The 23651-nt window shown below is 66.6% G+C and carries 20 protein-coding genes, 4 tRNA genes and 1 pseudogene; 9 read left to right on the plus strand and 16 right to left on the minus strand.

Annotation, left to right across the window (positions count from 1 at the left end; translation table 11 throughout):
- The first annotated feature begins 5 nt into the window (after positions 1-5).
- A complete protein-coding gene (locus tag B7G54_RS09745) occupies positions 6-1736 on the plus strand; it encodes a SulP family inorganic anion transporter (RefSeq protein ID WP_085038921.1) in 1731 nt (576 codons plus the stop codon).
- A gap of 22 nt (positions 1737-1758) precedes the next feature.
- Here the strand turns inward: B7G54_RS09745 and B7G54_RS09750 are convergent, their stop codons facing one another.
- The 8 genes from B7G54_RS09750 to B7G54_RS09785 form a co-directional block, all read right to left on the minus strand.
- On the minus strand, positions 1759-2694 hold the full coding sequence (locus B7G54_RS09750; RefSeq protein ID WP_085039187.1) for a carbohydrate kinase family protein: 936 nt from the start codon (positions 2692-2694) through the stop codon (positions 1759-1761).
- 131 nt (positions 2695-2825) lie between these two features.
- A complete protein-coding gene (locus B7G54_RS09755) occupies positions 2826-3770 on the minus strand; it encodes an ABC transporter substrate-binding protein (RefSeq protein ID WP_085038922.1) in 945 nt (314 codons plus the stop codon).
- 82 nt (positions 3771-3852) lie between these two features.
- Positions 3853-4890 carry an ABC transporter permease subunit gene (locus tag B7G54_RS09760; RefSeq protein ID WP_085038923.1) on the minus strand — a complete coding sequence of 346 codons (1038 nt, stop codon included), beginning with the start codon at positions 4888-4890 and terminating at the stop codon, positions 3853-3855.
- Positions 4891-4929: 39 nt separating this feature from the next.
- On the minus strand, positions 4930-6483 hold the full coding sequence (locus B7G54_RS09765; RefSeq protein ID WP_085038924.1) for a sugar ABC transporter ATP-binding protein: 1554 nt from the start codon (positions 6481-6483) through the stop codon (positions 4930-4932).
- A complete protein-coding gene (locus tag B7G54_RS09770; protein WP_085039188.1) occupies positions 6470-7717 on the minus strand; it encodes an ROK family protein in 1248 nt (415 codons plus the stop codon). The genes B7G54_RS09765 and B7G54_RS09770 overlap by 14 nt, the downstream gene beginning before the upstream one ends.
- A gap of 369 nt (positions 7718-8086) precedes the next feature.
- Positions 8087-8173, minus strand: a tRNA-Leu gene (locus B7G54_RS09775).
- Between the two features lie 251 nt (positions 8174-8424).
- A tRNA-Leu gene (locus B7G54_RS09780) sits at positions 8425-8511 on the minus strand.
- A gap of 109 nt (positions 8512-8620) precedes the next feature.
- Positions 8621-9610, minus strand: a complete 990-nt coding sequence (locus B7G54_RS09785; RefSeq protein WP_085038925.1) for an aliphatic sulfonate ABC transporter substrate-binding protein — start codon at positions 9608-9610, stop codon at positions 8621-8623.
- A gap of 208 nt (positions 9611-9818) precedes the next feature.
- Here B7G54_RS09785 and B7G54_RS09790 point away from each other — a divergent pair.
- Positions 9819-9988 (plus strand): annotated as a pseudogene (locus B7G54_RS09790) (MarR family transcriptional regulator); the annotation flags it as partial.
- A gap of 69 nt (positions 9989-10057) precedes the next feature.
- On the opposite strand, the gene B7G54_RS09795 reads toward B7G54_RS09790, so the two are convergent.
- A tRNA-Leu gene (locus B7G54_RS09795) sits at positions 10058-10144 on the minus strand.
- Positions 10145-10393: 249 nt separating this feature from the next.
- Here B7G54_RS09795 and rnr point away from each other — a divergent pair.
- The 6 genes from rnr (at position 10394) to B7G54_RS09825 (ending at position 17603) form a co-directional block, all read left to right on the plus strand.
- On the plus strand, positions 10394-12871 hold the full coding sequence (gene rnr, locus B7G54_RS09800) for a ribonuclease R (protein ID WP_085038926.1): 2478 nt from the start codon (positions 10394-10396) through the stop codon (positions 12869-12871).
- A gap of 148 nt (positions 12872-13019) precedes the next feature.
- Positions 13020-13763: a 23S rRNA (guanosine(2251)-2'-O)-methyltransferase RlmB gene (rlmB, locus tag B7G54_RS09805; protein WP_085038927.1), complete on the plus strand. Its 744-nt coding sequence runs from the start codon at positions 13020-13022 to the stop codon at positions 13761-13763.
- 97 nt (positions 13764-13860) lie between these two features.
- Entirely contained in the window at positions 13861-14733 is an 873-nt protein-coding gene (locus B7G54_RS09810) for an N-acetylmuramoyl-L-alanine amidase (RefSeq protein WP_085038928.1), read from the plus strand.
- Positions 14734-14824: 91 nt separating this feature from the next.
- Complete coding sequence (rpiA, locus tag B7G54_RS09815; RefSeq protein WP_085038929.1) at positions 14825-15520, plus strand: ribose-5-phosphate isomerase RpiA; 696 nt, start codon at positions 14825-14827, stop codon at positions 15518-15520.
- 278 nt (positions 15521-15798) lie between these two features.
- The gene (locus tag B7G54_RS09820) at positions 15799-16515 is read left to right on the plus strand and encodes a FadR/GntR family transcriptional regulator (protein ID WP_027787640.1); all 717 of its coding nucleotides are present in this window, start codon (positions 15799-15801) and stop codon (positions 16513-16515) included.
- A 101-nt stretch (positions 16516-16616) separates the two neighbouring features.
- Entirely contained in the window at positions 16617-17603 is a 987-nt protein-coding gene (locus B7G54_RS09825; RefSeq protein ID WP_085038930.1) for a Gfo/Idh/MocA family protein, read from the plus strand.
- Between the two features lie 52 nt (positions 17604-17655).
- Here B7G54_RS09825 and B7G54_RS09830 read toward each other — a convergent pair whose 3' ends face one another.
- From B7G54_RS09830 to B7G54_RS09860, 7 genes are all read right to left on the minus strand, one after another.
- On the minus strand, positions 17656-18348 hold the full coding sequence (locus B7G54_RS09830) for an amino acid ABC transporter permease (protein WP_006484207.1): 693 nt from the start codon (positions 18346-18348) through the stop codon (positions 17656-17658).
- Positions 18349-18470: 122 nt separating this feature from the next.
- Positions 18471-19265, minus strand: a complete 795-nt coding sequence (locus B7G54_RS09835; protein WP_085038931.1) for a cystine ABC transporter substrate-binding protein — start codon at positions 19263-19265, stop codon at positions 18471-18473.
- Positions 19266-19365: 100 nt separating this feature from the next.
- Complete coding sequence (locus B7G54_RS09840) at positions 19366-20403, minus strand: quinone-dependent dihydroorotate dehydrogenase (protein ID WP_085038932.1); 1038 nt, start codon at positions 20401-20403, stop codon at positions 19366-19368.
- Positions 20404-20501: 98 nt separating this feature from the next.
- Complete coding sequence (locus B7G54_RS09845; RefSeq protein ID WP_085038933.1) at positions 20502-21332, minus strand: arginyltransferase; 831 nt, start codon at positions 21330-21332, stop codon at positions 20502-20504.
- 33 nt (positions 21333-21365) lie between these two features.
- Entirely contained in the window at positions 21366-22130 is a 765-nt protein-coding gene (gene aat / locus B7G54_RS09850) for a leucyl/phenylalanyl-tRNA--protein transferase (RefSeq protein WP_085038934.1), read from the minus strand.
- Between the two features lie 11 nt (positions 22131-22141).
- Positions 22142-22687 (minus strand): NUDIX hydrolase, encoded by a 546-nt coding sequence (locus B7G54_RS09855; protein ID WP_085038935.1) that lies wholly within the window; start codon positions 22685-22687, stop codon positions 22142-22144.
- 183 nt (positions 22688-22870) lie between these two features.
- A tRNA-Met gene (locus B7G54_RS09860) sits at positions 22871-22947 on the minus strand.
- 197 nt (positions 22948-23144) lie between these two features.
- On the opposite strand from B7G54_RS09860, the gene B7G54_RS09865 reads away from it, so the two are divergent.
- Positions 23145-23642, plus strand: coding sequence for a heme-degrading domain-containing protein (locus B7G54_RS09865; protein ID WP_085038936.1), 498 nt, complete (start codon positions 23145-23147; stop codon positions 23640-23642).
- The last annotated feature ends 9 nt before the right edge of the window (positions 23643-23651 follow it).

The following is a 23651-nucleotide window of genomic DNA, read 5'->3' on the forward strand; positions in this document are numbered from 1 at the left end:
CCCACATGACGACCGCCCCGATCCGCCCCGATGCCGGCCCGCAGCATGCCGACCATTTTTCCGTGCGCGACGCGGCCTCGCCGCCGCCCACGCGGCGCATCGGCCTCGATGCGCTGGCCGGCCTGTCGATCGCGGGCCTGCTGATACCCGAGGCGGTCGCGTACGCGGGGTTGGCCAACCTGCCGCCGCAGGCCGGTCTCATTGCATTGCTCTCGGGGCTCGTCGTCTATGCGCTCACCGGCAGCAGCCGCTTCGCGATCGTGTCGTCGACGTCGTCGTCGGCCGCCGTGCTCGCGGCGACCGTGCTCGCGGAATCGGGGATGGCACTCGCCGCTCAGCTCGCGCTCGCGGCGGCGCTCGTCGCGATGACGGGCGTGCTGTTCATCCTGGCGGGCGCCGCGCGGCTCGGCGGCATGTCGGACTTCGTCGCGCGGCCGGTGCTGCGCGGCTTCACGTTCGGCCTCGCACTGACGATCGTCATCAAGCAGTTGCCGAAGATTCTCGCGATTTCCGTGCAGCACAGCGATGCGCCGCATGTCGCGCTCGACCTGATCACCGGCGCGCCGCATGCGAATCTCGCAAGCGTCGTGCTCGGTGCGACCGCACTGGCGTTGTTGTTCGCGCTCGGGCGGAGCACGCGCGTGCCCGCGACGCTCGTCGTGATCGTGCTGTCGATCGCGGCGGGCTATGCAATCGACTGGCAGCGATACCGCATCGCGATCGTCGGCCATATCGATTTCAGGCATATCGAGTTCGGCCTGCCGACCCTCGACCGCAATGCGTGGATGCAGACCATCGAGCTTGCGTTCGCGCTGATGCTGATCCTGTACGCGGAATCGTACGGATCGATCCGCAACTTCGCGCTGAAGCATGGCGACAGCGTGTCGCCGAATCGCGACCTCGTCGCGCTCGGCTGCGCGAATCTCGTGTCGGGCCTGCTGCACGGGATGCCGGTCGGTGCCGGCTATTCGGCGACCTCGGCGAACGAAGCGGCCGGCGCGCAATCGCGCTTTGCCGGTCTGTGGGCAGCGGGTGTGGTCGCGCTGATCGTCTGGCTGCTGCTGCCGCAGCTCGCGCGCACGCCCGAGCCCGTGCTCGCGGCGATCGTGATCTTCGCGGTCAGCCACTCGCTGCATCCGTCCGTATTCCGGCCGTACTGGGCCTGGCATCGCGACCGGCTCGTCGTGATTGCCGCGCTGCTCGCGGTGCTCGTGCTCGGTGTGCTGCACGGGCTGCTGGCGGCCATCGGCGTGAGCCTGCTGCTGACGCTGCGCAAGCTGTCCGAGCCGAACGTCAGCGTGCTCGGCAGGCTGCGTGACAGTCACGATTTCGTCGACGTGGCGAGCCATGCCGAAGCGAGGCCGGTGCCGGGCGTGCTGATCGTGCGTCCGGAGGCGCAGCTGTTCTTCGCGAATGCGGACCGGATGCTGAACCGTGTGCGTGCGCTGATGAAGGCCGCGCCGGACACGCATACCGTGATGCTGAGCCTCGAGGAAACGCCGGATGTCGACAGCACGACGATCGAATCGTTGCGCACGTTCGTCGCCGAATGCACGGCGCGCGGGTTGCGGCTCGCGATCGTGCGGCTCAAGGTGCACGCGCTGCATGCGTTGCGCCGCGCAGCCGACGATACGCTGCACGACGACGCGATGTCCGAACTGAGTGTCGACGAGAGCCTGCAACTGCTGCAGGCCGGGATGCCGCCGGACGGCAGCGGTGGAACGCGCGTCGTGTGACGGGGCGGCGCGCCGGTGCGTGCTATTGCGAAACCACGGCGTCGGCGGAGCGATCGATCATGTCGGTCACTTCGGCCGCCGTCGGCGCATAGGCGCCTGCATGCGCACAGGCGACCGCCGCGCACGCGGCTGCGTAGCGCAGATGCTCGGCGGCTGATGCATCGGGGCGCGTGAGCTGGCTCGCGAGCCAGCCGCCGACGCTCGCATCGCCGCAGCCGACGGTGTCGGCAACTTCGGTCGGAAACGCGGGCTGGAACAGCACGGTATCGCGATGCAGGAGCTGCATGCCGGATGCGCCGCGCGTGACGAGCATCGTCGCGTCGGGTGCCCACGTGCGCAGTTGCGCGAGCGCGGCGGCTTCATCGAGTTCGGGAAACAGGCCGCGCAGATCCTCGTCGGACACCTTGATCCAGTCGGCGAGCCCGGCCAGCCGGCGCAGCGTGTCGCGATACGACGGCGCGGCCATCGGTGCACGAAAGTTCGGGTCGAACGAGATCCGCTTGCCGGCCGCCCGCGCGGCCTGCGCCACTTCGATCAGGCGGGCCGCCAGCGGCTCGCGTACGACGCCGAGCGAACCCACATGCACGATCTCGGCCGCGTCGAGTGAGCCGGCGGGCAGGTCCGCTGGATCGAACGCGAGATCGGCACTGTTCTCGCCGATGAAAAAATAGTGGGGCGGCTGCTTCGACACGACCATCGCGAGCAGCGGCGCACGATCGACCTGCCGGATGAAGCGCATGTCGAGCCCCGCGTCGGCGCTCTTGTGCATGAGCTCGTCGCCGAAGGTGTCGCGGCTGACCGTGCCGGCGAAGGCAGTCGGCACGCCGAGTCGCGCACCGACGCGCGCGACGTTCCAGCATGAGCCGCCGGCGACGCTGTGCCAGTGCTGCGCGTCGTCGCGGATGAAATCGGTCAATGCTTCGCCGAATACGATCAGGCGGGGAAACGTCGTCGTCATGTCGAAACCTTGCGCCGCGGCGTTGCGCGCGGCCATGCAGCAGTTGATCTGAAAAAGCGGGCAGTGCGGCCCGTCGCACGCTGCGACGTGGCCCGGCACTGCCCGGTTGTGCGGGCGGATGGGCGGCGCGATCAGCGCGGCGTGCTCCAGCCCTTGTAGGTCTTCACGCTGTCGCGCGTGATGAGCGTCGGTTCGATCAGGATCATCGGGTTGGCCGGCTTCTGGCCGTTCATGATGCCGTAGCCGACGTTGACGGCCTGCTGCGCCATCGCCCAAGGGTCCTGGCTCGACGACGCCTGCACGAGCGTATTCGACTTGAGCGCGACCTCGATATCGGGCGCGCCGTCCACCGACGTGATCACGATGCCCGGACGGTTCAGCTGCTTCGCGGCGAGATCGCTGCCGATCGCCTGCGGGTCGTTGATCGTGAATACCGCATCGAGCTTCGGAAAGCGCGTCAGGTAGCCCTGCATCGCGTTCATCCCGCCTTCGCGCGAGCCCTTGCCGTCCTGGTCGCTCGACAGCAGCTTGATGCCCGCGTTTTTCGCGAGCACGGTCTTGCAGCCGTTGACGCGATCGATCACGGCCGACACCTGCGGGCCGTTCTCGATGATCACGTTGCCCTTGCCGTTGAGCTTCTTCGCGATGTAGTCGCATGCCAGCTCGCCGGCCTTCACGTTGTTGGTCTGCACGGTCGCGTTCGCGCCGGCGGCCGCGACGTCGACCGCGACGACCGTGATGCCGGCCGCCTGCGCCTTCTTCACCGCAGGCTCGATCGCCTTCGGATCGGTCGCGTTGAGCAGGATCATGTCGACGTGCGCGGAGATGAAGTTGTCGATCTGCGTGAACTGCTTGTTCAGGTCGTAGTCGGCCGACACGGCCGTGACCTTCGCATTCGGGTTGATCTGCTTGGCGCGCGCCTCGGCGCCCTTGACGATCGTGACGAAGTACGGGTTGCCGAGCGACCCGACCGTGACGCCGATCGATTTGAGCGGCTTGTCGGCCGCGTGCGCGGCGGACGCACCGAAGGCGAGTGCGCAGGCGACGGCGGTCAGGGCGGCTTTGTGCTTGAACATGTCGTTGTGTCTCCGTGAAGTGGGTTGGTGTGCGGGCGCAGGGATCGGCCTGCGCTGCAAGGTCGAATGGACGGGAAGGGGCTCAGGTACGCGCCGAATCGCGCTGGCGGTAGCGGTCGAGCGCGACAGCGCCGATGATCACGAGCCCCTTGATGATGTACTGCCAGATGTCGGACACGCCGAGCAGTACGAGGCCGTTCGTCAGCACCGCGATGATCAGGGCACCGATCAGCGTGCCGACGATCGAGCCGACGCCGCCGACGAAGCTCGTGCCGCCGAGGATCACCGCGGCGATCGCGTCGAGTTCGTACGACTGGCCGAGCTGCAGCCCGTTGGCCGCATAGAGCCGCGCGGCCGACATCACCGCGCCGAGGCCGGCGAGCAGGCCCGACGCCGCGTAGACGAACAGCTGGATCGCCCGCACGTTGATACCCGACAGGCGGGCCGCTTCCGGATTGCCGCCGACCGAATAGATGCGCATCCCGAGTACGGTGCGGCGCAAGATGAACCACGAGATCGCGATTACCGCGCACGCGATCACGACGAGCCACGGCACGCCGAGGATCGTGCCGTTGCCGATGAATGCGAACGGCAACTGCGGATTGAACACGGTCGTGTCGTTGCCGATCAGGCGCGCAACGCCGCGCACGGCTGTCATCGCGCCGAGCGTGACGATGAACGGCGGCAGGCGCAGGAAGGAGATCAGGCCGCCGTTGATCGCGCCGAACACGAGGCCGACGAGGAGCGCGAACGGCACGCCGAGCCAGCCCCAGCCCGGGATGGTCGACGCGAGCAGCGCCGCGACGGCCGCGGCGGCGAGCACCGAGCCGACCGACAGGTCGATGCCGCCCGTCAGGATCACGAAGGTCATGCCGGCGGCGAGCACGATGTTGATCGACGCCTGCTGCGTGACGATCGACAGGTTCTGCAGCGTGAAGAAGCCGTCGGTCAGGAAGCCGAAGCCGATGCACAGGACCAGCAATACCGGCAGCATGCCGGCGGTGCGCATCAGCGACTGCATGCGCGCGCGATGATCGGCGCCACGCGTCAGGGGCGTACGGTTGGCCACCGGATGGGCCGTCGCGGAAGCGAGGTTCCGCTGCTTGGTCGGGTTGATCATTTCGGTACCTTGAGTGAAGAGAGAAATGAAGGGCCGTGGTCAGTGCGCGTCAGCGAGTTCGGCCTGCGAGCCGGTTGCGAGCGCGATGATCGCTTCCTGTGTGATGGGCGTGTGCGTGTGGCCGCCGAGTTCGCCGGCGATCTCGCCTTCGCGCATCACGAGCACGCGGTCGGCGACACCGATGATTTCCGGCAGCTCGCTCGAGATCACGATCACGCCGACGCCGGCCCGGGCGAGTTCGTTGATGATCCGGTAGATCTCGGATTTCGCGCCGATGTCGACGCCGCGTGTCGGCTCGTCGAGGATCAGCACGCGCGGCTTCGTCTCGAGCAGGCGCGACAGCAGCACTTTCTGCTGGTTGCCGCCCGACAGCGCGCCGACGTTCACGTTCGCGTTCGGCACGCGGATCGACAGCGATGCGATCGCGTCGCGTGCGCGGTCGGCGCCGCGCGCGAGGTCGAGCGCACCGAGCCGGGCATCGCGGTTGCATACGGAGATGTTGATGTTGTCGCGTACGCTCATGTCGAGGAACAGGCCCTGGCGCTTGCGGTCTTCCGTCAGGTAGACGAGGCCGGCGTCGATCGCGTCGCGCGGCGAATGCGCGCCGAACGCGCGATCGCCCAGCTTCACGTCGCCGCGCGTGCGCGGCTCCGCGCCGAATATGAGTCGTGCGAGCTCGGTGCGGCCCGCGCCGACGAGCCCGGCGATACCGAGCACCTCGCCGGCATGCAGGTCGAGGCTGCAGCCGCGCACACGATTGCCGTCGCCGATGTCGCGCACCGACAGCAGCAGGTGGCCGGGGTCGTACGGCGCATGTTCCTTCTTGTAGAAGCCGGAGATGTCGCGGCCCACCATCATCGCGACGAGCCGCTCGGCCGACAGCGATTCACGCTCGAGCGTGCCGACGTACGACCCGTCGCGCAGCACCGACACGCGGTCGGACAGTTCGTAGATTTCCGCCATCCGGTGACTGATGTAGATGATCGCGAGACCTTCCTCGCGCAGCTGGCGGATCAGGCCGAACAGATGCTCGGTCTCGCGCGACGACAGCGGCGTCGTCGGTTCGTCCATCACGAGGATGCGCGCACGGGTGTGGACGGCGCGTGCAATCTCGACGAGCTGCTGTTCGGCGATCGACAGGGTGCCGACGAGCGTGTCCGGACCGAACGGCGCACCGAGGCGTGCGAGCACGTCCTCGCAGCCGCGCGCCATCGCCGCGCGGTCGATCGTGCCCCAGCGCCGGTTGCCGCGCCGCAGTTCGCGGCCGATGTAGATGTTTTCCGCGACGGTCAGGTTCGGCGACAGGCACAGCTCCTGGTAGATCACGGCGACGCCCGCATCGCGCGCGGCGAGCGGGCCGTCGATGTCGATGCGCTTGCCGTCGATCAGGATCTCGCCGCCGGCGTCGGCGCGGTATGCGCCCGACAGGATCTTCATCAGCGTCGATTTGCCCGCACCGTTTTCGCCCATCAGCGAATGGATCTCGCCGGGATAGACGGTCAGGCTGACGTTGTCGAGCGCGCGCACGGCGGGGAATGTCTTGCTGATTCCGCGCATCTCGAGCAGCGGACGGGGCGACTCAGAACGCGACATGGTGGACCTCCTGCGAGTCGGTGCGGGCGCCCTTGAGGATGCCGGCCCGCGGGGAGAAGTTGAAGAACATCGGCAGCGTGGCGGCGCCGATCGCGCCGGCGTCGGCGCCGAACGTGCCGCGCACGAGCGTCGGCGTGCCGCGTGCTTCGGGTGCAGTGGCCACGAGCGCCGCGCGCAGGCGCGTCGTGACCGCGTCGAGCAGGCCCGCGTCGGTATCGGCGTCGAGCACGACCACCGGCGCATCGACCACGCACAGCACCGCGCGCAACGCCGGCGCGAGCGCGTCGACGCAATCGTCGATCCATTCGTCGACGGCGGGCAGGCCGCGGGCGATGCACGCTTCGAGATCGGCCCGGTTGTCCACCGTCTCGCCGTGATGGCGGAGATGGCGCACGAGTGCATGCAGCGACGCGCGCGCGAGCAGGATGTCCCACGGGCCGCGTGGCGGCGGCGCGGAAGCCAGCCGGCTCGGCAGCACGGGAATCACGGCGATGTCGCCCGCATTGCCGGTCACGCCGCGCAGGCAGTCGCCGTCGATCGCGATGCCGCCGCCGATCGCCGGCCCGATGAACAGGTAGACGAAGTCGTCGCACTGCCGGCCGTATCCGTAGAACAGCTCGGCGATCGCGGCCGCGTTGCCGTCGTTTTCGCCGAATACCGGAAGCGACAGCGTGCGACCGAGGTCGCTTGCGAAATCGACGTCTTCCCACGCGCGGAACGTGTCGGGTGCGAGGCCGAGCTCGCGCATCCACGCGCCGAGGTTGTAGGGCTGCGCGACGCCGATGCCGGTCAGGCGGGCGCGTTCGTGGTCGGGGAGCAGGGCCTGCATCGCGTCGATGTCGTGACGGACGATCTCGAGCACGTCGGCGGGCGGCGGCAGCAGCATGTCATGCGAGCGGCGGCCGAGCACGTCGCCCGCGAAGTTGACGAGCGCCGTTTCGATGCGCATGCGGTCGAGATGGACGCCGATGCCGAATGCGCCGCGTGGATCGAGGCGGATCAGCGAGGCCGGCTGGCCGCGCTGGCCTTCGGTGCGGCCAGCGAATTCGATCAGCTTCGCGTCGGCGAGCGACGTGATGATGCTGCCGACCGCCGTTCCCGTCATGTTCGCAAGGCGGGCGAGGTCGGCCTTCGACGCGCTGCCTGCGCGGCGCAGCGTCTTCAGCAGCAGGCGCTCGTTGTAACGGCGCACGTTGGCCGAATTGCTTCCCTGGCCGAAGTGCGGGCTTCGCATGGTGTCTCCTTCCATGTTGCGTCGTCGGTTGGCGCATTAAATAAATCACGTTGATTTATTTAACCGCGTGAGCGCTCGCATGTCAGCCTAGGGAAATCCCGATTTTGGGGCAGAGGCGGTGGATGGCGGTGCAGGGCGGCGGGAATCGGGGGGATCGCGGAGGACCTGGAAGGTCAGGCACGAGGTCGCGCGGATGGTGTACGAACCCGGGGCAATGGGTTGTCGCCGGATTCGCAGCATGCCGCCACGGCTCATCGGCGCCGGTTACGCGCACCGAACCGATTGAATTGCTTGCGGAGGATGGAGGGAGTGTTTCCGGAGCCGGAAATGAAAAAAGGCCGGCTAGAAGCCGACCTTTTTAAAAACAGATGGTGCCCAGGAGAGGACTCGAACCTCCACGATGTTGCCACCGCTAGGACCTGAACCTAGTGCGTCTACCAATTCCGCCACCTGGGCACGTTTTGCAGTAGCTGCTTGCTGCAAAGAAGCGAAATTATAGCTCGTCTCGAGCGACTGTCAACAGAATTTGAGGTCGCGAACGAAAATAATTTGACGGACTTGTTCGGAGCATGGGGCGGAGTACGCAAACATCACGACGGCCGACGCGCATCGTCGAACTTGTGATTCCGATTGCGCGTGGGTGCATCAATTTCGGATGCCGGAAATGAAAAAAGGCCGGCTAGAAGCCGACCTTTTTAGAAAACAGATGGTGCCCAGGAGAGGACTCGAACCTCCACGATGTTGCCACCGCTAGGACCTGAACCTAGTGCGTCTACCAATTCCGCCACCTGGGCACGTTTCGCTTACTGCAGTGCGAAGACCGCTATTCTAGCGTGTTGGCAGAGTCTGTCAACACAATTTCATTCAAGGCGATAAAAATAGTGCCCCTCGCGCGACGGATTCTCACGCGCCGACCGAATCCGCGCGCTTCGCGGCGAAATTCCAGCGCTGCGCCTGGCGCGTATCGACGCGGGCCGGCAGCAGCCCGGCTGCGAGGAACGTGTCGGCGATCTTCTGCTGTTCGCCGAAGTTTTGCGCGACCACCGCGCGGACGAGATAGCTGCGCCGCGCGTTCGCGCGCGCGATCGTCGCTGCGTCGAGCCCCCAGATTGGCGCGAGTGTATTCGCGGCTTCCTGCGGGTGGTCGCGCAGCCACGTGCCGGCCTGCGACAGCTGGTCGAACAGGATCTGGACGACGTCGGGCCGCGCGGCGGCGAAACTGCTCGATGCGAGGTAGTAGCGCTGATACGACGCGAGTCCGTTGCCGTCGGCCAGAATCCGCACGTCGGGATTCCGGTCGACCGACGCGACATAGGGATCCCACGTGATCCACGCGTCCACGCTGCCGCGCTCGAACGCCGCACGGCCGTCCGCAGGCGTCAGGTAGTGGATCGCTGCATCGGCAGGCCCGAGCTTCGCGCGTGCGAGCGCGGCAAGCAGCAGGTAATGGCTGCCGGCTGCTTTCGTGACCGCAATGCGCTTGCCCTTGAGATCGGCGAGCGTGCGCAGCGCGCTGTCCTGCTTGACGACGATCGCTTGCGCCTTCGGCGAAGGCGCTTCCTGTGCGACGTATACGAAACGCGCATGCGCGGCTTGCGCGAAGACCGGGACCGTATCGGCCACGTCGGCGCTGAAATCGACCGCGCCGACGTTGAGCGCTTCGGTCAGTGGCAATCCGCTCGCGAATTCATGCCACGACACGCGCAGCCCAAGCGGCGCCAGTGCCTGCTCGATTGCGCCGCGCGTCTTGAGCAGCGTGATGAGCGTCGACGACTTCTGGTAGCCGATGCGCAGCACATCCTGCGCGTTCTCGGCGTGCGTTCGAACGCCGGCGGCAGTGAGGCCTGCGGCCAGCATCGCGCGTGCGAACGCGCGGCGGTTCATCGACGTCATGGGTTGTACTCCTCGTGTCTGGTTCGTTGCATCGAAGCGAGCCGGCTAACGTACCAACAGGGCGGGCGGACGATAACCGATAAATTCTGCTATCGATCCGGCTGGCGGGCATAAGAGGAGGCGAGGGCGTCCGATCGATGTCTCCCGCTTGCATTGGATTGCATAGGGAGGACAAGGGGCTCGTCGAGCGTTCGCGCAACATGAGTGCAGCATGAGCGATCGACGGGTGGTGAGCCTCGGCTGACCGACGCGGGGCAGGCGGCTGCCGCGCAGATCCCGGAGATCGCGCCGAAGGTGCTCGACGCCCGCTTGCGGAACTCTTCGAAGGCCGAGTTTGACGAACTGTTCCGGCTGCTGCGCAAGTTCATCGGCGAGTGAGCCGAGCGCCGTTTCTTGGCGCCGGAAATGAAAAAAGGCCGGCTAGAAGCCGACCTTTTTAAAAACAGATGGTGCCCAGGAGAGGACTCGAACCTCCACGATGTTGCCACCGCTAGGACCTGAACCTAGTGCGTCTACCAATTCCGCCACCTGGGCACGTTTTGCAGTAGCTGCCTGCTGCAAAGAAGCGAAATTATAGCGCCCCAATTATTCGTGTCAACACTTTTTTGAGACGCATCGCAAACCGGGCTCCGCCGCGCCTGCCGGCGGCATTCCCGTCTTTTGGCGACACAGGCGGGTGATAGAATGACCCGCCGCCGTCAATATAGAACTGTCGGAAGGACACCTCTATGTTGATGCCGTGCACCATCAGTCAACGCAACGAGAACAATCATCGACAAACCCTTGAGCAAATATCCGTACCCCATTCCGAGCCGTGAAGAAATTCTCGGCGTGCTGCGTACGAGCGACGCGTCGCTGGCCGCCAACGATATCGCCGAAGCACTGTCGATCAAGCGTCAGGAGCGCGAGGGGTTCTTCCGGCGTGTCGCCGCGATGGAACGCGACGGCCAGATCCGCCTCGACAAGCGCGGCCACTACCAGTTGACCCATCCGTCGAACTTCGTCGCCGGGCGCGTGCAGGGGCATCGCGACGGCTACGGGTTCGTGATCCGCGACGACGGCCAGGACGACCTGTTCCTGCCGAACGGCGAAATGCAGAAGGTGATGCACAACGATCGCGTGCTCGCGCGCATCGTCGGTTACGATCGCCGCGGCCGCCCGGAAGGGCATGTCGTCGAAGTTACCGAGCGCGCGAACAAGCGCGTGATCGGCCGCCTGCTCAACGAGAACGGCGCGCTGATCGTCGCGCCGGAAGACAAGCGCATCGGCCACGACATCCTGATCACGCAGAACGTGAAGAAGGCGAAGGTCGGGCAGGTCGTCGTCGTCGAGCTGACCGATTTCCCGAGCCGTCATTCGCAGCCGCTCGGCCGTGTCGTCGAGGTGCTCGGCGACATCGACGATCCGGGCATGGAAATCGAAATCGCGGTGCGCAAGTACGGCGTGCCGCATGAATTCAGCCCGCCGGCGCTCGACGAAGCCGCCGCGCTGCCCGACAAGGTGCGGCCGACCGACCTGCGTTTCCGCGTCGACCTGCGCGACGTGCCGCTCGTGACGATCGACGGCGAGGACGCACGCGACTTCGACGACGCCGTCTACTGCGAGCCGGTCAAGGTCGGCCGTGGCGACGGCTACCGGCTGATCGTCGCGATCGCCGACGTATCGCACTACGTACAGCCGGGCAGCGGGCTCGACGCCGACGCGCTCGAGCGCAGCACGTCGGTCTACTTCCCGCGGCGCGTGATTCCGATGCTGCCGGAGAAGCTGTCGAACGGCCTGTGCTCGCTGAATCCGCAGGTCGACCGCTGCGTGCTCGCGTGCGACATGGTGATCACCGCGCGCGGCGAGATCAAGGCGTACCAGTTCTATCCGGCCGTCATTCATTCGGCTGCGCGCCTCACGTACACCGAAGTCGCGGCCGTGCTGTCGAACACGAAGGGGCCGGAGGCCGCGCGCCGCGCGGACCTGCTGCCGCATCTGCAGGATCTGTACGGCGTCTACAAGTCACTGTTCGCCGCGCGGCAGAAGCGTGGCGCAATCGACTTCGACACGACCGAGACCTACATCGTCTGCAATTCGCAGGGCAAGATCGAGCAGATCGTGCCGCGCCAGCGTAACGATGCGCACAAGCTGATCGAGGAATGCATGCTGGCCGCGAACGTCTGCGCGGCCGATTTCCTGAAGCGCAACAAGCATCCGGGCCTGTACCGCGTGCACGCGGGGCCAACGCCGGAGAAGCTCGAGAACCTGCGCGCATTCCTGCGCGGCATGGGCCTGTCGCTCGGTGGCGGCGACAAACCGCATGCGAGCGACTACGCAGCGCTGATGGCGCAGATCCGCGACCGGCCCGATGCGCAGATGCTGCAGCCGATGCTGCTGCGCTCGATGCAGCAGGCCGTCTACAGCCCGGACAACATCGGTCACTTCGGCCTTGCCTACGAGGCGTACGCGCACTTCACGAGCCCGATCCGCCGTTATCCGGACCTGCTCACGCACCGCGCGATCTACGCGATCCTGTCGGGCAAGAAATACACGCCGAAGGCGCCGGACGGTTTCGAACTGAATACCGCGCTGTCACCGCGCGCCCGCGCGATGCAGCAGGCCGACGACGAAACGCGCGGCCGCTCGCGCCCGAACACGGCGATCTGGGAAGAGCTCGGCCTGCACTGCTCGGCGAACGAGCGCCGCGCGGACGAAGCGTCGCGCGACGTCGAAGCCTGGCTCAAGTGCTACTTCATGCGCGACAAGCTCGGCGAGGAGTACGGCGGGATGGTGAACGGCGTCACGTCGTTCGGCATCTTCGTGCAGCTCGACACGCTCTTCATCGAAGGGCTCGTGCACGTCACGGAACTCGGTTCGGATTACTTCCAGTACGACGAGATCAAGAACGAGCTGCGCGGCGAGCGGACGGGCATCCGCTATCGCCTGTCGGATCGCGTGCGCGTGCAGGTGAGCCGCGTCGATCTCGACGCGCGCAAGATCGACTTCCGCCTCGTGCGGGATACGCCGGTGAAGGCGCCGCGTCCGTCGCCCGCGCCGGCGCCCACTGGCGGCGGTGTCGACCGCAACGGCCCGCGTGTACGCGCGGTGCCGCAGGCGGAAGAACCCGCGCCGCGCCACAAGAAGGCTGCGAGCGCGCCGAGCGTCGCGGTGAAGGAAGCGCGCGCTGCGCGTGCCGCCGCGAAGAAGAAAAGCGGCACTGGCGGCGGTGCGGCGGCAAAGCCGACCGCGAAGAAGACACGCCCCCGCAAGAAGTATTGAGCGTTCGGGGCGGCGCAAGCGCCCGCCCTGCAGCATCGAGAGACGCCGCGTCACCGGTCATCGGCCGGCAACGCGGCGCTTTCCTTTTCCATGGATCGCGGCTGCGCGCGTCGCGCGGCCGCACGTTTGATCGAAGGTTGTTCCAGTCATGTCACGTCTGAAGGTTCTTTACGGTTTTCATGCGGTGACCGCACGTTTGCGGCACGATGCATCGACGGTTGCGGAGGTGCTGTACGACCAGACGCGCCGCGACCGCCGCATGCAGGACTTCCTGCACGCCGCGAAGGAAGCGGGCGTGCGGCTGATCGCGGCCGACGAAACGCGCCTGTGGGGCCTCGCCCACACCGAGCGCCACCAGGGCGTCGTCGCGCGCGTCGAGGACGTCCCGCTCGCGCAGAATCTGTCCGAGCTGCTCGACGGCATCCAGGGCCCCGCGCTGCTGCTGGTGCTCGACGGCGTCACCGATCCGCATAACCTCGGCGCATGCCTGCGTGTCGCCGATTCGGCCGGCGCGCACGCGGTGATCGCGCCGCGCGACCGTGCGGTCGGCCTGAATGCAACCGCGGCCAAGGTGGCGAGCGGCGCGGCCGATACGGTGCCGTACATCACGGTGACGAACCTCGCCCGCGCGCTGCGCGAGCTGAAGGACGCCGGCGTGTGGATCATCGGCACGTCGGACGAGGCGTCGGCAACGCTCTATGAAACGAAGCTCGACGGCCCCGTCGCGCTCGTGATGGGCGCGGAAGGCGAAGGCATGCGCCGGCTCACGCGCGACACCTGCGACGAAGTGATGAGCATTCCGATGGCCGGCAGCGTGGAAAGCCTGAACGTGTCGGTCGCAAGCGGCGTGTGCCTGTACGAAGCCGTACGCCAGCGGCGCGTGAAGGGCTGACGCAGCCCGTCCCGCGCGACCTGCGCGGGCCTCGAACGACCCGAACGACGCGTGCCGCGATCCGATGCGGCACGCGGCTCTCCGGAACTCGCGACCGATGACCCTGTTTCGTGCTGGCGCATCCTGTGCCGTGCTGTGCCTGCTGGCGGCCTGCACGTCGCCGTCGCTCGTCGAACGCGGCACCTACTACGCCGACACGAGCCTGAACGCGCGCGGGGCCGATTCGCGGATCCGCTTTCTCGTGATGCATTACACCGAAAGCGACGAGGCGAAATCGCTGCGCACGCTGACGGGCGATTCGGTCAGCGTGCATTACGTCATCCCGCCGCAGCCGCGCATCGAGCGCGGGATGCCGGTCGTCTACCAGCTCGTTCCGGAATCGGAGCGCGCATGGCACGCGGGCGTCAGCGAGTGGCAGGGTACGACCGAGCTGAACGCGGTGTCGATCGGCATCGAGAACGTGAACCGCGGCCCGCTCGATCCGCAGAACCGCACCTGGCAACCGTATCCGCCCGAACAGGTCGCGGCGCTGACCCGGCTGTCGAAGGACATCGTCGCGCGCTACGGGATTCCGCCGACGCGCGTGGTCGGGCACAGCGATATCGCGCCACAACGCAAGATCGATCCGGGGCCGCTGTTTCCGTGGCAAGCGTTGGCCCAGGCCGGCGTCGGTGCGTGGCCGGACGATGCGACCGTGGCCGCGCGGCTCGGCGGTCGTGATCCGCATGCGCCGGTCGACGTGCGCGAACTGCAGCTCAAGCTCGCGCGCTACGGCTACGACGTGGCCACCGACGGCGTGCTCGACGCACGCACGCGACGCGTGTTCGCGGCGTTCCAGATGCATTTCAGGCCGTCCGACTACGCGGGCAACCCGGACGCCGGAACCGACGCGATCGCGCAGGCGCTGCTCGACAAGTACTTCCCCGGCACGCAACCGGCGGACAACGCGCCCGCGGCGGGCGCGCCCTGAACCCGCGGCGCACCGCACGCCGAAAAACGCGGACCGTCATCCGAGTCCGGTAAACTGGCGGTTTTCCGCAATCCCGCAGCATTACCACTCCATGACTCAAGACGAACTCAAACGCCTCGTCGGCCAGGCCGCCGCTGATTACGTGATCCAGAACGTGCCGGAAGGCGCCGTGATCGGCGTCGGTACCGGCTCGACCGCCAACTGTTTCATCGACGCGCTCGCCGTCGTCAAGGCGCGCTATCGCGGCGCCGTGTCGAGCTCCATCGCCACGACCGAACGCCTGAAGTCGCATGGCATCAAGGTGTTCGACCTGAACGAGGTCGACTCGCTGCAGGTGTACGTCGACGGCGCCGACGAGATCGACGCGAGCGGCGCGATGATCAAGGGCGGCGGCGGCGCGCTGACGCGCGAGAAGATCGTCGCGTCGGTGGCCGACACGTTCGTCTGCATCGCGGACGCCAGCAAGCGCGTGCCGGTGCTCGGCGCGTTCCCGCTGCCGATCGAAGTCGTGCCGATGGCGCGCACGGCGATCGGCCGGCGCGTGACCGCGCTCGGCGGCGTGCCGGTGCTGCGTGTGACGAAGGACGGTGCGCCGACCATTACCGACAACGGTAACGAGATCATCGACGTGAAGGGGCTGCAGATCGCCGATCCGCGCGGCTTCGAAGCGCAGGTGAACGCATGGCCGGGCGTCGTGACGGTCGGCCTGTTCGCCGAGCGCGGCGCGAATCTGTGCTTGCTCGGCACGGAAAGCGGCGTCGAAACGATCGTTTATTCGGCTAATTGAAAGAAATGGCAAGCAGTCCGTAATGGCGCGCGACGTGCCGTAATGGACTGAATGTTTAAATCTTGTGGAAATCGGGCCCGGTAGGCGCAATGCGCTTCCCGGGCCTTATTTTTAGTCGTATAAATCACCCCGTCAAAAAGAGGGATAACCCTGTCAGGTGTTTACCAGATAGCGAAATATCCTCGAACTCATCAACTTATAGATCATAAGAACAGTCGTAACCAGGGCCGGCGGAACTGCGGAGCAGGTGTTCGCAAATCGACGCACGGGGAGGTGTCATGGAGCAGGGCAAAGACCGGTCACTGGTCGCCAAAGTGATGGATGGGCTTGTCTCGGGTATCGTCGAGGACAAGTACGGCGGCATCTTGCCGCCGCAGGATGTGCTGTCGAAAGAGTTCGATGTGAGTCGCACCGTGATGCGGGAAGCATTGTCGATGTTGCTTGCGCGCGACATGCTCGACGTGCGTCCGAAAGTCGGCACGCGCGTGCGGCCGATGCGTGACTGGCGCATGATCGACGAAGACGTGGTGAGTTGGCGGTTCCGGGCGAAACCCGATCCGCAGTTCATGCGCGACGTCATCGAATTCCGGATGCTGATCGAACCGCGCGCCACCGCGCAGGCGGCGGTGCGTGCAACGGCAGCCGACATCGCGGGCATCCGCGAAGCGTTCGATGCGTTCAAGGTGCTGCAGCCGGGCGATTCCGGCTACGACACGGCGGACGAGTTGCTGCACACGCGGATCGTCCAGGCGAGCGGCAACCAGTTCTTCCAGCAGATGGCGGCGATCGTGCGCGGTGCGGTGCGTCTCGTGAATCCGCGTGTCGTGCAGAAGGAAGGTGCGCACGACGTCGTGGTGAAGGCGCATGCGCGTGTGGTCGACGCGATCGAGCGTCGCGATCCGCGCGAAGCCGAAGCCGCTTCGCTCGCGCTGATCGATTTCAGCGCCGACGAGATCTCGCGCGATTTCTCCGTCGACGTACCCATGCGCGCCTGACGCTGCGCGTGTCGCTCAACCGTGTGCCGCCGTGCCGTTTATCATGACGGCCGGCCGGCAGCGTGCCGGCCACCGTCATACGACCGACACGGAAGATCAGGATGAACGACAACGACCATCGCCCGGTGCGCTTCGGCATCGTCGGCACAGGCAGCATCGCGCGCCGCTTCGCGCAAAGCCTCGCCCACGTGCCGGGCGCCACGCTCGCCGGTGCCTGGGCCCGCCGCGCCGATGCCGCGGCCGCCTTTTGCGAAGCGTGCGGCGGCACGCCTGCCGCCAGCCTCGAAGCACTCCTCGCGAGCGATATCGACGCGGTCTACATCGCGACGCTCCATGACAGTCACGCGCAGTACACGCTGGCCGCGCTTGCTGCCGGCAAGGCCGTGCTGTGCGAGAAGCCCGCGACGCTGAACGCGGCCCAGCTCGACACCGTGCTGCGTGCGGCACACGACGCCGGGCGGCTTTTCATGGAGGCGATGAAGCCGCCGTTCTTTCCGCTGTACCGTCAGTTGCGCGCGCACCTGCATGACGATCCGATCGGCGAGATCCGGCTCGTGCGGGCAGGATGCGCGTCGTCGTCGGTACCGGACGACCATTCCGTCTATCGTCTCGATCGCGCGGGCGGTGCGCTGCTCGATATCGGGATCTACGAGGCGTTTCTCGCGGTCGACTGGCTCGGCGCGGCGCTCGACGTGCAGACGCTCGGCCGCATCGGCGCAACCGGCGTCGACCTGTTCGCGAGCCTGAACAGCGTGCATGCGAACGGCGGGATCGCGCAGCTCTTTTGCGGGCTCGACGTGATGGGGCGCGGCGACGCGCTGATCGCCGCGGCCGGCGGCCACGTGACGATTCACGAAAAGTGGTGGAACCCGGCGCGTGCGACGATCCGCTATGCGGACGGGCGCACCGTCGAACTCGACGCGCCGATCGACGGCGGCGGGCTGAACTACGAGACCGCGCATTTCTGCGACCTGCTGCGCGCGGGCAAGACCGAAAGCCCGATCATGACGCACGACCATTCGCGGCAGATGATCGCGATGACCGATGCCGCGCGAGCGGCGCTCGGTGTGCGATATTCGGGCGAGTAAGCGGGAAGGCGGGAGCCGGGCACGCGGGTGCGGCCCGGCGGATGGCGTGCGCTCAGTGCCGCGACGGCAGCGACAGGCGTTTTTCGTACCAGCGCTGCACCCACTCGAGGATCTGGCACAGAATCCAGTACACGGCCGCGGCGGCGAGATAGAGCGGCAGCGGCTGGTAGGTGGCCGCGATCACTTCCTGCGCGCTGCGCAGCAGTTCGGTCACGGTGATCACGGACACGAGCGACGTGTCCTTGATCAGGCTGATCAGGCTGTTCGACAGGCTCGGCACCGCGATGCGCAGCGCCTGCGGACCGATCACGTAGCGCAGCGTCTGCCCCCACGACAGCCCGAGGCTGTACGCGGCGAGCCACTGGCCGCGCGCGATCCCGTTGATCGCGCCGCGCATGCTTTCCGACATGTAGGCCGCGACGTTCGCGGACAGCGCGATGACGCCGGCGGGGGTCGGGTCGAGCGAGATGCCGAGGCTCGGCAGCCCGTAATAGATGACGAAGATCTGCACGAGCAGCGGCGTGCCGCGCATCAGGCTCACATACGCGCGTGCCAGCCACGCGAGCGCGTTGACCCAGATGCGTTCGAAGCCGTCGAGTGCTTCGCTTTGCCGGATGCCCATCATCGCGAGCACGACGGCGCCAAGCAGGCCGAACACCATCGACAGCACGGCGAACTTGACGGTCAGTACGGCGCCCTGGGCGAGCACCGGCAGCGATTGGACGAGCAGGGACGTTGTCGACATGGAATACGAATCGAATGCGTGCGCGAAAGCGCAATCATAAACCGGACGAATAAAACAAAGGGCGGCATCGTTACGGATGCCGCCCTTTCCGGCCCGCCGTCAGGCGGGAAATGCAGGCGTGCTTACTTGATCGGCTTCGTCACGTCGATGCCGAACCACTTGTCCGAGATCTTCGTGAAGGTGCCATCGGCTTCGAGTTGCGCCATCGCGTCGTCGATCGCCTTCTGGAACTTCGGGTTGCCCTTCTTGAACGGGATGCCCGACGGGTTCGCCGAGCCGACGTTCGCGCCCGGGCGCAGCGGCAGCTGCGAATTCTTCGTCAGGTACGCGAGCATCAGGCGGTCGTTGAGCGCCGCGTCGAGACGGCCGGCCGCGAGGTCGCGCAGGTACTCGGGCGCGCCCGGGTACGTCTTCACGTCGATGCCGGGCACCGACTTCGCCATGTCCATGTAGTTCGTGCCGAGCGCGACGCCGAGCTTCTTGCCTTTCAGGTCTTCCAGCGACTTGAAGTCACGCGTGTCGTCCTTGCGCTGGATCAGCTGCGCGGACGAGTACGTGTACGCCGGCGAGAAGTCGAGCGTCTCCTTGCGCTTGTCGGTGATGCCGACCTGGTTGGCGATCACGTCGAACTTGCCGGCCTGCAGGCCGGCGATGATGCCGCTCCATTCGGTCGTCACGAATTCGGCTTTCACGCCGAGCTTCGCGGCGACGGCCTTCGCGATGTCGACGTCGAAGCCGACGAGTTCGCCTTGCGGGTTCTTCGAGTTGAACGGCGGGAACGTGCCTTCGAGGCCGACCCGCAGCGTGCCGCGTTGTTTCACCTGGTCGAGGAGGTCGGCCGCATGCGCGGTTGCGGCGGTGAACGACGTGCCGATCAGGCCGGCAACCAGCAGCTTCTTCAGCAGCGAAAATTTCATCGTGTGTGTCCTTGCCCTGTCCGGGTCAATGATTCTGATAGTGCGGTCGATGATAGCAAAAACGCTATCGACCACTAAATATAGTTTGTTTATGTCTATATTACGCGGTGCGTTCGCGGGCGATCGCCTTCACGCATTCCGACACAAGCGCCGGGCCGCGGTAGATGAAGCCGGTATAAAGCTGGACGAGCGCCGCGCCGGCCGCGAGTTTCGCGCGGGCATCCTCGCCGGAGAAAATGCCGCCGACGCCGATGATCGGCACTTCGCTGCCGACTTCGGCGTGCAGCTTGCGGATCACTTCGTTCGACGCGTCGAACACCGGGCGGCCCGACAGGCCGCCGGCTTCGTCCGCATGCGGCAGGCCCTGGACAGCTGCGCGCGACAGCGTCGTGTTGGTGGCGATGACCGCTTCGATCTTGTGGCGCAGCAGCGTGTCGCCGATTTCCTTGACCTGTTCGTCGTCGAGATCGGGTGCGATCTTCAGCGCGAGCGGCACGAGCTTGCCGTGCAGGTCGGCGAGGCGCTGCTGCTTGTCCTTCAGTGCCGCGAGCAGCGCATCGAGCTCGCCCGCGCCCTGTAGCTGGCGCAGGTTCTTCGTGTTCGGCGACGAGATGTTGATCGTCACGTAGCTCGCGAACGGGTACACGCGCTCGAGGCAGTACAGGTAATCCTCGGCGGCACGCTCGATCGGCGTATCGGCGTTCTTGCCGATGTTCAGGCCGAGGATGCCGCGATATCGGGCTGCCTGGACGTTCTTCACGAACTGGTCGACGCCGTGGTTGTTGAAGCCCATCCGGTTGATCAGTGCTTCGGCCTGCGGCAGGCGGAACATCCGCGGCCGCGGGTTGCCGGGCTGCGGGCGCGGCGTGACCGTGCCGACCTCGATGAAGCCGAAGCCGAGCGCCGCGAGGCCGTCGATGGCCGCGCCGTCCTTGTCGAGGCCGGCCGCAAGGCCCACCGGGTTGCGGAACGTGAGCCCCATCACGGTGCGCGGTGCGTCGGGCACGCGGGCCGACAGCGCGCAGGCAAGGCCCGTGCGGCCGGCCGCGCCGAGCGCGCGCAGCGTAAGGTGGTGGGCGTCTTCCGCATCCATCTTGAACAGGGATGCGCGGGCCAGCGGATAGAGGGAACTGAACACGGGAATTGGGCGGGCAGCCGGAATGAATGACAACCCGCTATTTTACCGGGAGTTGCGCGGCAGGGGCGCGCTTTGCTTCGTTACCCCCGCGACGCGCGTCAGTCCGAGCCGGAGTGCCCGCCCGGCAACGGCGCGCGGGCCAGCGCCGCGTCGACGGGCGGCAGGTCGATCCGTTCCGGATCGAGTATCTTCCAGCGGCCGTCGACCAACCCTTCGAGCGGGTGGAAGTTCGCCTTGTAGGCCATCTTCGGGCTCTCGCGGATCCAGTAGCCGAGGTACACGTAGGGCAGGCCGAGGCTCTTCGCCTGCTCGATCTGCCACAGGATGTTGTAGGTGCCGTAGCTCGTGTGCTGGTCGTCGGGCTCGAAGAACGTGTAGACGGACGACAGCCCGTCGCCGAGGATGTCGATCATGCTGACCATGCGCAGCTTGCCGGGCTCGCCGCCCGGTGCGTCGAGGTCGCGGAATTCGACGAGGCGCGAGTTGATCCGGCTCTGCAGCAGGAATTGTTCGTACTGGTCGCGGCTGTCGCGATCCATGCCGCCGCCCGCGTGGCGCGCGGACTGGTAGCGCATGTAGAGCGCGTAGTGCTCTTCGTCGTAGTGCAGCGGCGAAACCGTCGCGACGAGCGTGCGGTGCCGTTTCCACATCCGGCGCTGCGTGCGCGATGGCGCGAACGCGTCGACGGGCACACGCACCGGCACGCAGGCACGGCAGCCGTCGCAGTACGGCCGATACGTGAACACGCCCGAGCGCCGGAAGCCGGCCTTGACGAGCTCGGTGTAGATGTCGGAGTTGATCAGGTGGCTCGGCGTCGCGACTTGCGAGCGCGCGACGCGGCCGTCCAGATAGCTGCACGGATAGGGCGCCGTTGCATAGAATTGCAGCGCCGAAAGCGGTGAAAGCGGCAGCTCAGTCGGGTGAGTCATGGGCAGCTCTCGTTGCAGGGAGGGAGTGCCGCGCTAGCGCTCGATTCCGAAGGGGGCCGCCGTTTCGGCGCGGCCCGTCAGCGCGGCGAGCACGCGCTTGTCGAACTGCCACGGAATCGGCGGTTCGGCTACCGCGCTGCGCACGTGAGCGACGAAGGCCTTGCGTGCGATCTCGCGGCCGCCGAGCGACGCTAGATGCGACGTATTCTGCTGGCAGTCTATCATCTCCAGCCCCTGCTCGCGAAGGTGCGCGATGAGCGTGGCCAGCGCGATTTTCGATGCGTCGGTCGCGTCCGCATACATCGACTCGCCGAAAAACATCCGCCCGAACGACACGCCGTACAGGCCGCCGACGCGTCGCCCGTCGCGCCACGTCTCGATGCTGTGCGCGTTGCCGGAGCGGTAGAGTGACGTGTACGCGTCAATGATCTCGGCCGTGATCCACGTGCCGCGCTGTCCGCGGCGCGGCGCCTGCGCGCAGGCGCGCATCACGCCCGGGAAGTCGTAGTCGACGCGCACTTCCCATTCCGGCTCGCGCAGTACACGCTTCAGCGTCTTGCGCAGTGAGGGCGACACCTTGAATTCGGCCGGCACGAGGATCATGCGCGGGTCGGGGCTCCACCACAGCACGGGCTGGCCGTCCGAATACCACGGGAAGATGCCGCGCAGGTACGCGTCGATGAGGCGCGACGGCAGCAGGTCGGCGCTCGCGGCGAGCAGCCCGGGCGCGCCGGTCGCGGGGCCGAGCGCGCGTTCGATGGGCGGAAACGGATCGTCCGGGCCGAGCCAGGGGACCATGGGGTGGGGGCTCAGCCGTTGCGCAGCGAGCGGAAGATATCGCCGGTGTGCACGCCGTAGTCGCCCGCGGCGCGATCGGCGAAGAAGAATCGCAGGGTCTGGCTGACGGTCGGGAACGCGATCTCATCCCACGGGATGTCGGCTTCGTCGAACAGCTTCACTTCGAGGCTTTCCTCGCCGGCCTCGAACCCCGGATCGGTGAGCCGCGCGAGGTAGAACAGGTGGACCTGGTGCACGTGCGGCACGTTGAGCAGCGTGAATAGGTTCTGCACCTCGACGCGTGCGCCGGCTTCCTCGAGCGTTTCGCGCGCAGCGGCTTCAGCCGTCGTCTCGCCCATTTCCATGAAGCCCGCGGGCAGCGTCCAGAACCCGTAGCGCGGTTCGATCGCACGGCGGCACAGCAGGATCTGATCGCCCCAGACCGGGACCGTGCCGACGACGTTGCGCGGATTCTGGTAGTGGATCGTGCCGCATTGATCGCAGACGAAGCGCTCGCGGTTGTCGCCCGGAGGAATGCGCGCGATGACTTCGTGACCGCAGACGGAGCAGAATTTCATGTCGAGTGGAAGGGACGAGGTGATGCGAGTGTATCACCGGGGCGCGGCATTCTTGAACGCCTGCGCGTGCAGGCCGCGTGTCGCATGAACCGGAGGGTGCGGGCGCGCGAAGAGGGGCGGGGAGCACGGCGGAAAAACAAAAAGCCCGGCGCTGGGCCGGGCTTTTTGCATGAATCTGGACGTTGGTTGCGGGGGTAGGATTTGAACCTACGACCTTCGGGTTATGAGCCCGACGAGCTGCCAGACTGCTCCACCCCGCGTCCGTCGAAGAAATGAATTATAAGGAGTAACCCGAACGCGTGCAAGCGTTTTCTGACAATTTCTTGTCGCCGCTCGTGGGGCCGGTACGGCGGGTGCGTGCGCTAGAATCGAGCGGTTTGTTTTGTCTCTTCGGCAGCGGGGCCGTGCGCGATCACATCGGCACCGTTGCGACTCTCATTACTGTATCGACGGATTCATGGACATCGCTCACGATCTGCAATCGATCGGCGCGCAGGAACAGGCGCTCGTGTTTCCCCATTTCGACCCGGCCCGCGCGTGGGCGCTCGGCAACCGGATGCATGCACTCGCGACGTCGCGCGGCCACGCGGTCGCGATCGACATCGTCACGTTCGGCCAGCCGCTGTTCTATGCGGCGCTCGCGGGAGCCACGCCCGACAACGCCGACTGGGTGCGCCGCAAGCGCAACGTCGTCGCGCATTTCCGCCGCAGTTCGTACGCCATCGGCCTGCGCATGCAGCAGGCTGGCGCCACGCTCGCGGACAAGCACGGGCTGCCGATCGCCGAATATGCGCCGCACGGCGGCGCGTTTCCGCTGACCGTCGCCGGTGCCGGCGTGATCGGCTCGATCACTGCGTCCGGGTTGCCGCAGCGCGCCGACCACGAATTCGTCGTCGAGGCGCTGTGTGCCGAGCTCGGCCACGACTACGCCGTGCTGGCCCTCGCAAGGAACTGAGCGATGCAG

Origin of the sequence: Burkholderia puraquae (assembly GCF_002099195.1) — a bacterium.
GTDB lineage: Bacteria > Pseudomonadota > Gammaproteobacteria > Burkholderiales > Burkholderiaceae > Burkholderia > Burkholderia puraquae.

Bases quoted from the DNA above. Each gene is read 5' to 3' on its own strand.
- B7G54_RS09845 (WP_085038933.1), bottom strand. From the start codon at position 21,332: ATGACTCACCCGACTGAGCTGCCGCTTTCACCGCTTTCGGCGCTGCAA.
- B7G54_RS09765 (WP_085038924.1), bottom strand. From the start codon at position 6,483: ATGTCGCGTTCTGAGTCGCCCCGTCCGCTGCTCGAGATGCGCGGAATC.
- B7G54_RS09760 (WP_085038923.1), bottom strand. From the start codon at position 4,890: ATGATCAACCCGACCAAGCAGCGGAACCTCGCTTCCGCGACGGCCCAT.
- B7G54_RS09770 (WP_085039188.1), bottom strand. From the start codon at position 7,717: ATGCGAAGCCCGCACTTCGGCCAGGGAAGCAATTCGGCCAACGTGCGC.
- B7G54_RS09750 (WP_085039187.1), bottom strand. From the start codon at position 2,694: ATGACGACGACGTTTCCCCGCCTGATCGTATTCGGCGAAGCATTGACC.
- B7G54_RS09830 (WP_006484207.1), bottom strand. From the start codon at position 18,348: ATGTCGACAACGTCCCTGCTCGTCCAATCGCTGCCGGTGCTCGCCCAG.
- B7G54_RS09820 (WP_027787640.1), top strand. From the start codon at position 15,799: ATGGAGCAGGGCAAAGACCGGTCACTGGTCGCCAAAGTGATGGATGGG.
- B7G54_RS09855 (WP_085038935.1), bottom strand. From the start codon at position 22,687: ATGAAATTCTGCTCCGTCTGCGGTCACGAAGTCATCGCGCGCATTCCT.
- rlmB (WP_085038927.1), top strand. From the start codon at position 13,020: ATGTCACGTCTGAAGGTTCTTTACGGTTTTCATGCGGTGACCGCACGT.
- B7G54_RS09810 (WP_085038928.1), top strand. From the start codon at position 13,861: ATGACCCTGTTTCGTGCTGGCGCATCCTGTGCCGTGCTGTGCCTGCTG.
- B7G54_RS09745 (WP_085038921.1), top strand. From the start codon at position 6: ATGACGACCGCCCCGATCCGCCCCGATGCCGGCCCGCAGCATGCCGAC.
- B7G54_RS09865 (WP_085038936.1), top strand. From the start codon at position 23,145: ATGGACATCGCTCACGATCTGCAATCGATCGGCGCGCAGGAACAGGCG.
- B7G54_RS09825 (WP_085038930.1), top strand. From the start codon at position 16,617: ATGAACGACAACGACCATCGCCCGGTGCGCTTCGGCATCGTCGGCACA.
- B7G54_RS09755 (WP_085038922.1), bottom strand. From the start codon at position 3,770: ATGTTCAAGCACAAAGCCGCCCTGACCGCCGTCGCCTGCGCACTCGCC.
- B7G54_RS09785 (WP_085038925.1), bottom strand. From the start codon at position 9,610: ATGACGTCGATGAACCGCCGCGCGTTCGCACGCGCGATGCTGGCCGCA.
- rpiA (WP_085038929.1), top strand. From the start codon at position 14,825: ATGACTCAAGACGAACTCAAACGCCTCGTCGGCCAGGCCGCCGCTGAT.
- B7G54_RS09835 (WP_085038931.1), bottom strand. From the start codon at position 19,265: ATGAAATTTTCGCTGCTGAAGAAGCTGCTGGTTGCCGGCCTGATCGGC.
- aat (WP_085038934.1), bottom strand. From the start codon at position 22,130: ATGGTCCCCTGGCTCGGCCCGGACGATCCGTTTCCGCCCATCGAACGC.